Source organism: Pseudarthrobacter sp. NIBRBAC000502771, assembly GCF_006517215.1.
Taxonomy (GTDB): Bacteria; Actinomycetota; Actinomycetes; order Actinomycetales; family Micrococcaceae; genus Arthrobacter; species Arthrobacter niigatensis.
The window spans coordinates 4,423,621-4,437,230 of sequence record NZ_CP041187.1 but is presented as its reverse complement, the minus strand read 5'-3'; the positions used below and the strand labels follow the sequence as shown (position 1 = coordinate 4,437,230).

The window sequence follows — 13,610 nt, the reverse complement described above, 5'->3', positions numbered from 1 at the left end:
CTGCCATTCTAGGAAGCCGCCAGCTTGGGCAGTAGGGACCATCCTTGGCCGTTATGCCGCCTGGTTCTTCCCGGTCCGTGCCTGGACGGGGCCTGGTCCGGCGGGTTGGGCGGTGGAGGGGAACCTGACGCCTACCTGCGCTCCGAACAGTCCACGTTGCGGAAGCCAGAAGTCCGCCAGGTGGTCCTGGACCGGCAGTGGGCCGGGGCGTCCGGCGCCTTCACCGCGGATGGTGGCTTGGGAATCCGTCACGAGCCACAGCTGCCGCGGCTGGGCCTGGAACGTCTGGCCGTTGGGCACCACACCAGAGACTTTCATCCTGCCCGCGCCGAGCAGCGGGCCGGCGAATGCCCCCATGGCCCGGAGCACCAGTTCGTTCCGCCACAGGCTTTCCGGCATCCGCACGGCCATGGCGGTCAGCATTGTGGTGGCCGCGGAGGTGTCCAGCTGCAGGTCCCAGTCGAGGACTCCCGGGACCGTGATCACGGCGGTGAAGGGCCCGCTCCACTGGATGTCGACGTCGGTCTCCACCGTATGGTGGACGGCCGCCCCGAAGTAGCGGGCGCAGCTGAACTCGGGCGCGGTATTGGCGTAGATGGTCCACTCGCCGCCGGGTGTGCGGTGCCACACGGAGCGGTAGCCGGGGCCAACGGAGCTCACCGGGAAATCCCGGAACGCCAGGTAGTGGCCGCTGGCAAAAGGCAGCCCCAGGACGGCGTAGCCGGCGAAGTGCTCGGCGGCGTCCTCGGGAAGTTCGGCAAGTTTGGCTGTTGCCTCTGCTGATGACTGCGGCTGGTAGATGGTCATGGCCGCCTCCTTTTCTCTATGAGGCGAGACTATGACCGGGCCGCAGCAGGGGCATGGGGCAGTTGCCCCATTTAGCATCGGCTTTTACGCGGCGTCGATGGCTTCCAGCCATTCCAGGAACGTCTGGCGTCCGACGGCGGAACCCGGCGGCGGGATCAGCCCGCCGTTGCGCATTGCCTTGCCCATGGGGCCCGGCACCCGGAGCGGAACGATCAGTTTTTTCTGCTGCGTCTTGGCCAGGTAGGCCGCGACCAGGCCTTTCAGGTGTTCGGTTCGCGGGCCGCCGAGGTCCGGGAGCCGCCCTTTCGGACCGGCCTCGGCCGCATCCACCAAGGCTGCGGCCACCTCCTTTGCCGCCACCGGCTGGGTGACCATCGTGGGCACGAAGGCCAGCGGGCCCACGGAGGCGGCCTTGATGGACATCGGCACGAACTCGTGGAACTGGGTGGACCGGAGGATGGTCCAGGGAATGCCGCCGTGCCTGACTTCGTCCTCCTGCACCAGCTTCCCGGCGTACAGTCCCGAGTTGGCCTTATCGATGCCCACAATGGACAGCACCACATGGTGCTATGCGGGATGACTGACAAAAACGGGTGCCCGCCGCGCGGCTTTCCGACGGGTTCTACCCCGCCACCGCCGACTTCGCCGCCCGCGTGGCGTTCATCCACTCGGCCAGCCAGGGCGCGCGGACGGTGGACGTGATCCGGCAGTCCGCAACAAAAGTTCCGCGAGCGCCGGCGTCGATCCAGTGCTGCAAAGCGGACAGGTCATCCAGCGAGCGGATCCCCGCCGACTCAGCCCCCAAAGCCCGCGCGACGCCACTGAAATCGACTTCCGGAATCAGCATCGGCTTCTCGGTCAAACCCTGGGAGCCGTACTGGTGGATCTCGGCCCCGTAGGCGGCGTCGTTGTAGATCACCACGATCGCGCTGCGGGCCGCACCGATCAGCGATTCGAGATCGGACAGGCCCATCAGGAATCCGCCGTCGCCGGAGGCCAGCACCAGGGTGCGGCCGTCCTCCAGCGCGCGGGCGGCCCCGACGGCGCTGGCCAGGCCCAGCCCGATGGTCTGGTAGGCGGTCCCCACCATTACCAGGTCCTGCGGCCGCGGGATGTTCCAGTACATGGGCGCCCAGCCGATGAAGTGGCCGCCGTCCTGGACCACCGTGCGGCGCTCCGGCAGCACGGCGTCGAGGGCGGTGGCGAGGGCGCGCGGGTCCAGCCGGCCGTCCACAGTTTCGGCCGAACCGGGGTGGTGCCCCGGCCCCGCAGCCAGTCGCCGGGAAGCTTCCGCCCGCCAATCAGCCACAGCAGCCTCGCGGTCCAACAGAGACAACAGCCGCGAAGCAGCGGCCTTCGCGTCCGCGCTGACGAACAGGTCAACCCGCGGGTTGGTCGGCTGCAGGGCGGTGTCGATCTGGATGACGGTGCTGTCCGGGCCCAGCAGGTGCCCGAACCGCATGGTGAACGGGCTCAGGCTGGCCCCGGCCACCACGACCACATCGGCCTCGCCCATGAGCCCTGCCGCGGTGTCGGTGCCGAAACCGCCGGCCACGCCCAGGTACCCCTCGCCGTTGAGGAGGTTGAGCGCCAGGGCGGTTCCGGCGGTCAGTGCGCCGAGCCGGTCGGCGAGTTCGCGGAGCTCCGGCCCGGCACCCGCGAGGTGCGCACCCCGGCCGGCCAGGATCAGCGGCCGCCTGGCACCGGCGAGCAGGCGGGCAACCCGCCCAAGGCCGCCGTCGACGTCGTCCGTTACCTTGGGTGCCGCTGCTTCCGGAAGGTCCTCGTCCGCAGCCTCGAGTGCGGCGAGGTCGTAGGGGATGGCAAGGACGACGGCGGTGCGCCGGGTGAGTGCGTACTCCACCGCCTGCCGGGTGACGGCGCCCGCGGCGTCGCGGGTGACGGTGAAGGTGGCCGCACCGAGGCCGGCGGCGATGGCCGTCTGGTCCACGTCCCAGGGCCGGGCGCCGGTGGTGGGGGCGTCGCCGGTGACCAGCACCACCGGGATCTGCGCCTGGACCGTCTCGGCGAGGGCGGTGAGAGCGTTGGTGTAGCCGGGGCCGTAGGTGGTGGTGCCCGCGGCGAGCCGTCCCGAGGCGCGGTAGTAGGCGTCGGCCGCGGCGATGGCGGCACCCTCATGCCGCACGGGCGTGAAGCGCAGGCCCTGCTTCTCGGCCGCGTCCAGGAAGTAGACGTTGCCGTTGCCCATGACGCCGAAGACGTCGCTGACATAGCTGCTGAGAACCTGCGCCACGCGGCCCGAGACGGAAAGTGAAGTCATGCAGGAATCCTGTGGCCCAGCTCACGGATCGGCAAGATAGGGGATTTCACTTGGGACTTTTGGCAATAGGAGAGCGGAGGAATGACAAAACGCGCACTAGTGGAGTGCACTGCACCACCGTGCCGAAGTGGGCCGACGGCTGACGGAGGACGTTTCTAGGCTGGCGGAACCAGATGCCAACGCCAGTCGAAGCCGTGTCCATGCTGGAACCGGATCGGCAGCCCCGGGTTTCCAAAGCGTCAGAGGGACTTTCCAAAATCGAACAGCGAAGCATATTCTGCAGAATGGCTGTTTGGATCATTGCCTCTGATTACGCCACCTACAGGAGCTTGGATGCCTTCCGAGCCCTTGAAGAAGTGAACTGGAGCGAGGCGCCCAACGCGCACATCGCTCCTGGCGACGTCGTGTACCTCTACATCACAAGACCGATCTCGGCGATCGGCGTTAAGTGCTACGTGACTTCAGTCGGCCTTCCGGAACTGGAAATTGACGACAGGGAGTTTTGGGTAGATGAGCAAAGGTTGCTCGAGCGTATCAACGGTCGCACGTGGATGCGACTCAAAAGGGTGGCTGTTTTTAGTGATGAGCAGCGCGCTCTTCTGAAGGGGGCGGTGCTGGAGAGATATGGATTGCGTGGCGGGTTTGTGCAAAGTCGACAGCGTGCCACAGTTGAGCTGCTCGACTACATCGAGTCGGTCGAGCAAGGACGAATGATTGTCGGCGATGACGCTGTTGCCGAAGCGGCCGATTTCGATCCGGACCAAGTCGCGCAATTCAAAGGTCAGATAGCGCGAGACGATTATGCCGTGCCCGATCAGACCGCCAACGCCAAGACACGTGGCAGTGCGCAACGTGCATTCGCCGATACGGTTAAGAGCAATTACAACGGCCAATGCGCTATCACTGGCATTTCGACCCGTGAGTTTCTCGTTGCATCGCATATCGTGCCGTGGAGTGAAGCGCCAGACGTCAGGCTCGATCCAAGAAACGGGATCTGCTTATCCACCCTCGTAGATCGCGCGTTCGACGCGGGATTTCTTCAGATCGGAACGGATTACGTTGTTCGAATTGACTGGACGAAGATTGTTGGTGACGCGGTGTTAGGGGGCGCATTGAAGCCATTTGATGGTCGGCGCTTAACGACGCCAGAGCGACACGCACCACACCCGGAATACCTTCGGCGACGCCTTCAATCGAGTCCAGCGCAGGCCCTCTAAAAGTTCGGTGGACATGTCTCGACTATGGCCACTCGTGCCTGGGGTGCCTTTACCCAACAGTTGCGGATGCGCCCAAAGTAGACGATGCGCGACTAGGGTCCGCTCCGCGGTCGTGTGCCAGCGGTGGTCTAGGTAACTCACCCCCAGCTCACTTACACGCTTGGACCGAAGGACGCGCTTCCTGCTTCGACAGCCGACTGATGAGGCCGTCGTACCGTGGCGGCATGAGTTCCAGGATGGAGATGGCCGTGCTGGTCCGCTCGATCCCGTCGATTTCCAGGATTTCGTTGGTGATGCGGTAGAGGTCGGCCGTGCCGCGGGCCACCACCTTGGCCATGAGGTCCGCGTCCCCGGTGGTGGCGTGCACCTCGATGACCTCCGGGATGGCGGCGAGCCCGTTCTCCACCGAGCCGGTCCGCGTCTGGCTGATGGACAGCGAGAGGAAGGCCATCAGCTCGTAGCCCAGCGCGGCGGGGTCCAGTCTGCGGCTGAATGAGCGGAGCGCGCCGCTGCGCTCCAGCCGTGCCAGCCGGGCGTGGACGGTGTTGCGTGCGACGCCGAGTGTCCGGGAGAGTGCCAGGGCACTGGCTTCGGGGTCCTTGTCCAGGGCAAGGATGATCCTGCCGTCGAGCGAATCGAGGGTACGAGAGTTCGCGATGGTCATATTTTCACCCAAGTACTAGAAGTTGAGCAGAAGTCCCAAGCATGGAAGCGTACCTTGCATTGTGGTCCCGGTCACTTCCATGATCGGTCTTCATGAGCCCTGAACAACTCCTGGCCCCGCCCGTAACCACGCTGCCCACCCTTCGCGCCGCCGTCACCGGACTTCCCGCCTACGTCCCGGGGCGCCGCAGCCTCGGCGCGGACATCGCCGCCCTCGCCAGCAACGAAAGCCACTATCACCCGCTGCCCGCCGCCATGGTTGCGGTGACCGAAGCGGCCGGCAGGATGAACCGCTACCCGGACATGGCCGCCGTCGAACTCCGCGAACGGCTCGCCCGGCACCTGGGCGTCACCGCGGAGGAAGTGGCGGTGGGGCCCGGAAGCGTGGGCGTCCTGCAGCAGATCATCACCGGACTGTGCGACGCCGGGGATGAGGTGGTGTTCGCGTGGCGCTCCTTCGAGGCCTACCCCATCCTGGTGGAGCTGGCAGGTGCCCGGGCGGTCCGCGTCCCGCTGGACGACGCCGAGGGCCACGACCTGGAGGCCATGGCCGCCGCCGTCACCGACCGCACCAAAGTCATCCTGTTGTGCACGCCCAACAACCCCACCGGCGTGCCGATCAGCCATGAGCGTCTTGAGGCCTTCCTGCAGTCCGTGCCTTCCAGCGTCCTGGTGGTGATTGACGAGGCCTACGTTGAGTACGCCGACACGGGCCCCGACTCCCTGGTGCTCTACCGCCGGTACCCGAACGTCTGCATCCTGCGCACCTTCTCCAAGGCGTACGGGCTCGCCGGCCTGCGCGTCGGGTATGCCATTGCGACGGCGGCAATCGCCGAAGGTTTGCGTCGCACTGCCCTGCCGTTCGCAGTGAGCGCGCTGGCGCAGAAGGCGGCCGTCGCGTCGCTGGACGCGGGGGAGGAGATGGCAGCACGGGTGTCGGCGGTCAAGCTGGAGCGCGCCCGGATGGCCGCGGAGCTGGCAGCCCAAGGCTGGAAGCTGCAGCCCAGCCAGGGCAACTTCCTGTGGATCCGTGCCGACGACCAGCTGCTGGCGAGTCTGGTGGACGCATTCAATGCCGCGGGTATTTTGGTCCGGGCGTACGCGGGGGATGGCCTGCGGATCACCGTTGCCGACCCCGCCTCCAACGACCGCGTGCTCCGGCTCCTCCAAGCCAAAGCGGCCTGAAGCTTTATCCCCAACAGTTACCAACAACTAAGAGGAATCCCATGGAACACCAGACAACGACGTCTGCCCGCCCACTCGGAGCGGCCCTCAAACCCCGACAGCTCACCATGATGGGCCTCGGCAGCGCCATCGGCGCGGGCCTGTTCATCGGCTCCGGCGCCGGCATTCAGGCGGCGGGCCCGGCGGTGCTGATTTCCTACCTCGTGGCCGGCACGCTCATCATCCTGGTGATGTGGGCGCTCGGCGAGATGGCCGCGGCCAACCCGGACAGCGGTGCCTTCTCCGTCTACACCGCCAAGGCTTACGGGCCGGTGGCCGGCGCCACCGTCGGATGGCTCTGGTGGCTGCAGCTGGTGGTGGTCATCGCCGCTGAGGCGCTTGGTGCGGCAGGCCTGCTGGCCACCATTTTCCCGGCCCTTCCGGTGTGGCTGATGGCCTTGGTGTTCATCGTGGTGCTCACCGCCGTGAACCTGACCAGCGTGAAGAATTTCGGCGAATTCGAGTTCTGGTTCGCCCTGCTGAAAGTGGCGGCGATCGTCGGGTTCCTGCTGGTGGGCTTTGCGCTGCTCTTCGGATTGGTGCCGGGAGTGCAGTCGCCGGGGCTGGCCAACTTCACCGGCGCCGGGTTCGCGCCCAGCGGGTTCGGCGGAATTGCGACCGCGCTGTTCGTGGTGGCGTTCGCGTTCGGCGGCACCGAGATTGTGTCCGTGGCGGCGGCCGAGACGGCCGAACCGGCCCGCAGTGTGAAGAAGGCAGTCCGCACCGTGCTGTGGCGCATCCTGGTGTTTTACATCGGTGCCATCTTTGTGATCGCGGCTGTTGTTCCCGTTGGTTCGGCGGGGCTGAAGAGCCCGTTTGCCGCGGTGCTGGATGCCGCCGGCATGCCCGGCGCGGCAACTGCGATCACACTTGTAGCTGTCGCGGCGTTGCTGTCCGCGTTGAACGCCAACCTCTACGGTGCTTCCCGGATGGCGTACTCGCTGGCTGAGCGGGGCGAAGCTCCACGCCTGCTTGCCTCCGTGTCCAAGGCCCGGGTTCCGGTGGTTGCGGTCCTGGCGAGCGTTGCCTTCGGCGTGGTCACTGTGGTTCTGGAGCTGGCTTTCCCCGAGAAGGTCCTGCCGGTCCTGCTCAACATCGTTGGGTCCACCTGCCTCCTGGTCTGGACGTCCGCGCTCCTGGCCCAGCTGGCGCTGCGCCTCCGCGCCGACCGCGAGGGGACGGAGCTTCCGCTGCGGATGCCCGGATTCCCGTGGCTCACGGGCCTTGGCCTGCTCATCCTGGTGGCGATCTTTACGGTGGGCTTCATCGGCGAGGATTCACGACCGCAGTTGCTGAGCACTTTTGGGCTTGTGGCGTTCATTGCGGTGGGGTGCTGGCTGAACCAGCGGAAACGCAAGGCCTGGGCCATTGCCGAAGCGTCGGATGGTGCAAAGCAGTCGGTGCTCATTGATTGAATCACTCGTTGTGTAACGTGCCGAACGACCGCTTCAAGTGGTAGCCGGTACTACCTGTTTTCCTGACAACTGATAACGCATCTAATTAGGATAATTGTTTACAAGCTGATAAAGTCAGGAGTATTGCGAATCCCCTGGAGCCTTATTGCTCCGGGGGATTCCTGCGTCTAGGGAAACTTTCATAGTGTATGGAAGTTTCCGTTGTAGAAGAGTGGCAGAAGTGCCGCTGATGAGCCAACTCTAGGGAGAAAGTCATGAGATAAACGAACTGCAGGCTCTACATAAAAAATCATATGATCCCCGACGGGGTTATTTTCCTAATTTGAAAGAAGTCAGAATGAGTTATGTGCTAGCAAAGATCGAAACTTAGGACGGCAAGACTGTCTACGTCTACGAGGACCGAAAGACCGGTCGCACAATCGAACGTCCACTCCGCGTGCCACGTAGGGTATCGCTTTACGGCTATACGAAAATCAACTAAAGCTGTGTCTAGAGGAGGTCCCGGCGCTCGGGTTCGAACGCCGGGACCCCTTACATTCGAGCAGTGTGCCTGCCTGCTGAGCCCTGCTGTGCTGTTGTCCGTCAACTAGCATGCACATGCCGCGAGTGGGGTACCAGCTCGTCGGCTCGGGGCGGAGGATGCTTTAGTGATTCATCAGTTCCCGCGTCAAAGGTCGCAGCCGAAAAGTTATTACGACGTCATCGGGGCGGTGTGAGATATCTCCATCACCGTCCGCTCGGTCCTGCTACCCGCGGTCGGCTGAGTATGAAACGTAAGCGCACTGCGCGGAGGTGGAAGCTCGAGCTACGTCGCCTTGGTACTTAGTGGCTGGACCATCATGCTGCGTTGTGCTTTGACCAGTAGCCCTTCCGTCCGGAGGCTTGGCCAAAAAGAAGCGCCAGCCAAGCGCGGCATCCAGTGGGGCGGCAAGGGTAGCGAGTCCACCCGGCCGTGAGTGTTCCCAGCCACATCGTGACCGCCGGGGTCGTTCCGCGATCTAATTGCCACTTCAGTAGTCTGATCATTATGGCGAAGCGGAAAATTCTGGAGATCGAAGGTGTCTCATACAAGGTCGAGTCAGTGCTCGGAGAAGGCGGGACAGCCATCGTATTTAAAGTGCGCTCCTCGTCGGATGACAAGGCCTACGCCCTCAAGCGAATCAAGAGGGATGCTGATCGGCCAAGCCGTAATGAGCGATTCCTTCGTGAGATCGAGTTTGGCATAGAGGCGAGGCACGATCACGTTGTCAAAATCCATGCGAGGTCCGAGGACGACAACTACTTCTACTACATAATGGACCTGTATTCGAAGAACCTCCGCGATATTATTGCGGAGGAGCCGGATTACCTGGTACTGCTCGAATACCTGTCTCAGCTTTGTGATGGTCTCGCCTATGTTCATGGTAAAGAAGTTGTGCACCGGGATATCAAGCCCGAGAACATCCTCGTCGATATTGAGAAGCGCCGACTTGTCCTGGCGGACTTCGGGATCGCACACTTCAAGGACTCGACTCTGACCCAGAAAGGAGACCTCCTAGTCAATCGCAACTATCTGGCACCGGAGCAGATGGTGAAGAATAACGCCATAGGCGTCGGGAAGCCTGCGGACATTTTCGCGCTCGGCCTGATCATCACGGAAGTCTTCACCAAGCAGATCTCTCGCGGTGCTCGGCATCAGCGGGTAGGGGATATATACCCGTTTCTCTCCAACCTCGACTTACTCGTCGAGAGGATGATGCTTCAGGACCCAACGCAACGCATCACGATCCAAGCCACACGAGACTCTCTCAACCTGATCCGCAAGCAGGTCGGCTCCCGCATCGAAGAAATCGTGGAGGAACTCCGACAGAGCGACGCGCCAAACAGCGGGAACATCCCGGAGGCAAACAGAATCCTTGAGCGGGCTGGCATGGATGTCCTGTCTGCCAAATACATTTTCGAGCGAGCCACCGACGAGGAACTCGCGCGTTATAACCTGAACTATCACTGCGAAATCAGCTACCGGGTGAGTGATGAGTTGTACAACGGCTGCGTCCACTCAAAGCTGTACTCGATCTGTAAGGCGAAGTTTGAGACGGAAAGTCAGGGCGGTTGGAGTGAGTCGAACTTGGATTTAGTGGTCTCCCCGCTCAAGGCACAGCTCCAAAGTGAATTCGAAGCTATACAGCGTCAATACCCGCTTGCGAGTAACTCCATTTGGGACGGGCTGCCTCTAATGGCTGCTAACTACTTCCGGTTCTGTAAGGACTACCACTGCAAAGAAATCATAGAAACTGCCCGTCGGGAGCTCTCGATCACCCCGCATGCCGGCGACGGATCACTTCATAGCAATCTCGTGGACGCCCCTATCATCTGGATTGCGAACAGCGTGAGGTGGTATCTCAAGGCCAACCTCTTCGAGATGTCTCCGCAGAACCTTCAACGGATCGAGTTCGAACGCCACGTGAACGTCGACTGGGAGGGAACTGATCTGGAAAACTCCTATCGGAAAACCCTCGGTGGCGACCTCTACAATCAGTCTGATGAGGCAGAAACCATTGTCCCGATACTTGACGAATTCAAGAACAAATGGGATGCCTCGTACGCGAAGCAAGGCGATGGGCGCTACTCGATCCACTTTCAATCACGTGATGAGTACGAGCGTTTTTGCAAGCTGGCACTAGCCGTTGCCGCTCCGGACGATGTGTTCGAGGGCGATGTGCTTGACCTGCTGCGAACTGAAGATGATTATGAGGACCTCGTCGCACTTATCTGGGAACCCACCTTCGACATCCGCAACACACTGGCCAAGGTCTTAAGCCTCCGCCAAATATAGGATGCCCAAGGAGTGCCGGACCTACACACTCCGTTGTAGTCGAAAAACCCCCGTGTACTCGACCTCAGTCAGACGCCGGGGCCTTGGCTGCACCCTGCGCCAACCCCATGAACATCGTCCTGTGCAGGATGTCCACGTGCTTCCGGGCCACCTCCACGGCCTCCTCAACACGGCCGGCGCGGAGGGCGGCCACCAGAGCTATGTGGTCCTGGTTGGACTTGTGCAGCTTCTCGATGGGGTAGGGGATGAAGTAGTCGTAGAGTTCGGCGAGCGTCTCGTGATAAACCTCGACGGCGGAGTCCAGGCAGGACGCAGTGCCCACCAACTGATGGAACTGCTCGTCCATTCGGTGGTAGTAGGACCAGTCGCTCGACTCCGCCATTTCCTGCGTCAGCCGCTCAAGCTCATCCAGCTGCGAAGCCGTGGCATTGACTGCCGCGTAGTGCGTCACCGCGCACTCGAACAACAGCCGCCGGTCCACCAGCCGGTTCACCGCCTGGGACTCAGCCGGTGACGCGGAAAGTGACGCCAGAACGTCAGTAGGCGGCGAATCAGCAACAAACGTTCCCCCGGCCCGCCCGCGCCGGCGCACCACCACGCCCTGCTCCGCCAAACTCGCCAGCGCACGGCGGGCCGTGATCGGGCTGACCGAAAGGCCCAGGGCAACGTCCTCCTGGTCCGGCAGCCGCTCACCCGGCTTCAAGAGCCCCAACGAAATCGCCATCCCAATCCGCATCCGCACGGCGTCCATGGCACTGCGGCGCTCCATGCCGGGCATCCTGCCGGCGCCGAGGGGCGGGGGCTCGGCGGTGTCCTCCAGCTGACGGGTCATATCCGCTACTTTACGGCCCACGCCGCCCCCTTCCCTTTATTAGATCATTCTGATCTAATATAACCCGGATCACACCCAAACGCGGAGAAAACCCATGCCACGCATTCTTCCCCTCATCGCGGCCCAGGCAAGGCCCAGGCTTATCGGCGAACCCGTCTCGGCCTTCGCCGACGAAGTCCAAGCAGCCCTCGAAGCCCAGCCGCACAGCAAGCTCGTCGTCTTCCCCGAGCTGCACCTCTTCGGCGACGAAAACCCGGACCTCCAAAGAACCGAAATGCTCCAGGCAAGCGCCGAGCCCCTGGACGGCCCGCGGGTCAAAGAACTGCAACAACTCGCGCAGGACCTGAACATCTGGCTGGTCCCCGGCAGCGTCTGCGAACGCGGCCCGGAAGGCCAGCTGTTCAACACCCAACTGGTCCTGTCGCCGGAAGGCGAGCTTGCCGGCTACTACCGCAAGATCTTCCCCTGGCGCCCGTTCGAGCCCTACGACCCCGGCGACCGGTTCACCACCGTGGATCTGCCCGGCATCGGCAGGGTGGGCCTGAACATCTGCTACGACGCCTGGTACCCGGAGGTGTCCCGCCAGCTCGCCTGGATGGGCGCCGAAGTGATCCTCAACGTCGTCAAAACCACCACCCCGGACCGCAAGCAGGAACTGATCCTGGCCAAGGCTAACGCCATCGTGAACCAGGTCTTTATGGTCAGCGTCAACTGCGCCGGCCCCACCGGCCAGGGCAAAAGCATCATCGTGGACCCGGAAGGCAACACGCTCACCGAAGCAAAAGACGATCAACCCCAGCTGCTCACCGCGGAACTGGACCTGGCCGCCGTCGAGCGAGTCCGCACGCACGGCACGGAGAACCTCAACCGCCCCTGGTCGCAGTTCCGCGAGGGGGAGCCCGCCGTCGAACTTTCCGTCTACCAAGGCCGGATCAACCCGGCCACCTGGACACCGCCGTCCTACAAGCCTTAAGGAAACACCGTGACAACCACCCTCACCCGCACGCTGAAGCTGCCCTCCCTGGTCCTGTTCGGGCTGGCGTACCTGACCCCGATCATCGTCCTGGGGATCTTCGGCATCATCGCCGAAACCACCGGCGGCGCAGCCCCCGCTGCGTATCTCGTGGCGCTCGTGGCCATGCTGTTCACCGCGCACAGCTACGGCCGGATGGCCGTCGCCCACCCCGTGGCCGGCTCCGCCTACACTTACGTCCGCCGCTCGATCGATCCCCGCGTCGGGTTCCTGGTGGGCTGGGCCGTCCTGCTGGACTACCTCTTCCTGCCCATGGTCATCTGGCTCATCGGCGGCTCCTACCTGACCGCCCAGTTCCCCGGCATCCCCATCGGCGTGTGGGTGGTGGGCTTCATCGTGATCACCACGCTGCTGAATATCCTGGGCATCAAGGTGGCGGACAAGGCCAACTACGTGCTGATGGCGTTCCAGCTGCTGGTCCTCGTGTTCTTCGTGGCGCTGGCCATGGGCAACGTGGTGGCTGCCAACGGTGCCGGGGGACTGACCAGCGGGCAGCCGTTCTTCAACGACACCGCCAGCTTCACCACCATCTCCGCCGGCGCCGCCATCGCAGCGTACTCGTTCCTGGGGTTCGACGCCGTCACCACCCTCACCGAGGAAACCATCAACCCGCGCCGGACCGTGCCGCGCGCCATCATGCTCGTGGCCCTGATCGGCGGCGGCATCTTCGTGGCGGTGTCCTACGTGACCCAGCTGGTCCACCCAGGCGGCGTGTTCGAGGACTCGGCGTCCGCGGCCAGCTCCATCGCCTTGCAGATCGGCGGGCAGCTGTTCGGCGCCGTGTTCCTGGCCGGTCTGGTGGTGGCGCAGTTCGCCTCCGGCCTCGCCGCGCAGGCCAGCGCCTCCCGCCTGCTGTACGCGATGGGCCGCGACTCGGTCCTGCCCAAGGCGGTCTTTGGCCGGCTGAGCGAGAAGTTCCACACCCCCGTGGCGAACCTCGCGATCACCGGCATCGTGGGCCTGATCGCGATCTTCCTGGACGTGGCCACCTCGACGTCGTTCATCAACTTCGGTGCCTTCACCGCCTTCACACTGGTTAACGCTTCCGTGGTGTTCCACTATGTGCACCAGCGCCGGGCCGGGCAGCAGCTGAACCCGGTGTCTTACGTGGTGGTCCCGGTGGTCGGCGCCATCATCTGCGCCTACCTGCTCTCCCGGCTGGACAGCAACGCGATTACGCTGGGGGTGTCCTGGCTGGTGCTGGGCGTGCTGGTCCTGGCCCTGATCACGCGCGGCTTCAAGGCCTCGCCGCCGGAGATGACGGCCACCGAGAAAGCGACGGTCGAGGCGGCCGCCTGACATTTGCCAGTTTGTTCTTGGCCC

At 63.6% G+C, this 13,610-nt stretch carries 11 protein-coding genes; 6 read left to right on the top strand and 5 right to left on the bottom strand.

Features of this window, described 5'->3' with window-relative positions:
• Positions 1-51: 51 nt before the first annotated feature.
• The 3 genes from NIBR502771_RS20445 to NIBR502771_RS20435 form a co-directional block, all read right to left on the bottom strand.
• Positions 52-807 (bottom strand): hypothetical protein, encoded by a 756-nt coding sequence (locus NIBR502771_RS20445; protein ID WP_141161320.1) that lies wholly within the window; start codon positions 805-807, stop codon positions 52-54.
• Positions 808-891: 84 nt separating this feature from the next.
• A complete protein-coding gene (locus NIBR502771_RS20440) occupies positions 892-1,365 on the bottom strand; it encodes a hypothetical protein (protein ID WP_246839757.1) in 474 nt (157 codons plus the stop codon).
• Between the two features lie 64 nt (positions 1,366-1,429).
• On the bottom strand, positions 1,430-3,088 hold the full coding sequence (locus NIBR502771_RS20435) for a thiamine pyrophosphate-binding protein (RefSeq protein WP_141161319.1): 1,659 nt from the start codon (positions 3,086-3,088) through the stop codon (positions 1,430-1,432).
• Positions 3,089-3,372: 284 nt separating this feature from the next.
• Here NIBR502771_RS20435 and NIBR502771_RS20430 point away from each other — a divergent pair, with 284 nt between their 5' ends.
• Positions 3,373-4,305, top strand: coding sequence for an HNH endonuclease (locus NIBR502771_RS20430; protein WP_168225768.1), 933 nt, complete (start codon positions 3,373-3,375; stop codon positions 4,303-4,305).
• Between the two features lie 148 nt (positions 4,306-4,453).
• On the opposite strand, the gene NIBR502771_RS20425 is transcribed toward NIBR502771_RS20430, so the two are convergent.
• Complete coding sequence (locus tag NIBR502771_RS20425; protein ID WP_141161317.1) at positions 4,454-4,969, bottom strand: Lrp/AsnC family transcriptional regulator; 516 nt, start codon at positions 4,967-4,969, stop codon at positions 4,454-4,456.
• 92 nt (positions 4,970-5,061) lie between these two features.
• On the opposite strand from NIBR502771_RS20425, the gene hisC reads away from it, so the two are divergent.
• From hisC to NIBR502771_RS20410, 3 genes are all read left to right on the top strand, one after another.
• Positions 5,062-6,153 carry a histidinol-phosphate transaminase gene (gene hisC, locus NIBR502771_RS20420; RefSeq protein ID WP_141161316.1) on the top strand — a complete coding sequence of 364 codons (1,092 nt, stop codon included), beginning with the start codon at positions 5,062-5,064 and terminating at the stop codon, positions 6,151-6,153.
• A gap of 41 nt (positions 6,154-6,194) precedes the next feature.
• Positions 6,195-7,607 carry an amino acid permease gene (locus tag NIBR502771_RS20415; protein WP_141161315.1) on the top strand — a complete coding sequence of 471 codons (1,413 nt, stop codon included), beginning with the start codon at positions 6,195-6,197 and terminating at the stop codon, positions 7,605-7,607.
• A 1,027-nt stretch (positions 7,608-8,634) separates the two neighbouring features.
• A complete protein-coding gene (locus NIBR502771_RS20410) occupies positions 8,635-10,422 on the top strand; it encodes a serine/threonine-protein kinase (protein WP_141161314.1) in 1,788 nt (595 codons plus the stop codon).
• Positions 10,423-10,486: 64 nt separating this feature from the next.
• Here NIBR502771_RS20410 and NIBR502771_RS20405 read toward each other — a convergent pair whose 3' ends face one another.
• Positions 10,487-11,254: a FadR/GntR family transcriptional regulator gene (locus tag NIBR502771_RS20405; protein WP_141161313.1), complete on the bottom strand. Its 768-nt coding sequence runs from the start codon at positions 11,252-11,254 to the stop codon at positions 10,487-10,489.
• 94 nt (positions 11,255-11,348) lie between these two features.
• Here NIBR502771_RS20405 and NIBR502771_RS20400 point away from each other — a divergent pair, with 94 nt between their 5' ends.
• Entirely contained in the window at positions 11,349-12,227 is an 879-nt protein-coding gene (locus tag NIBR502771_RS20400; protein ID WP_141161312.1) for a carbon-nitrogen hydrolase family protein, read from the top strand.
• A gap of 9 nt (positions 12,228-12,236) precedes the next feature.
• Positions 12,237-13,586 carry an APC family permease gene (locus NIBR502771_RS20395; RefSeq protein WP_141161311.1) on the top strand — a complete coding sequence of 450 codons (1,350 nt, stop codon included), beginning with the start codon at positions 12,237-12,239 and terminating at the stop codon, positions 13,584-13,586.
• The last annotated feature ends 24 nt before the right edge of the window (positions 13,587-13,610 follow it).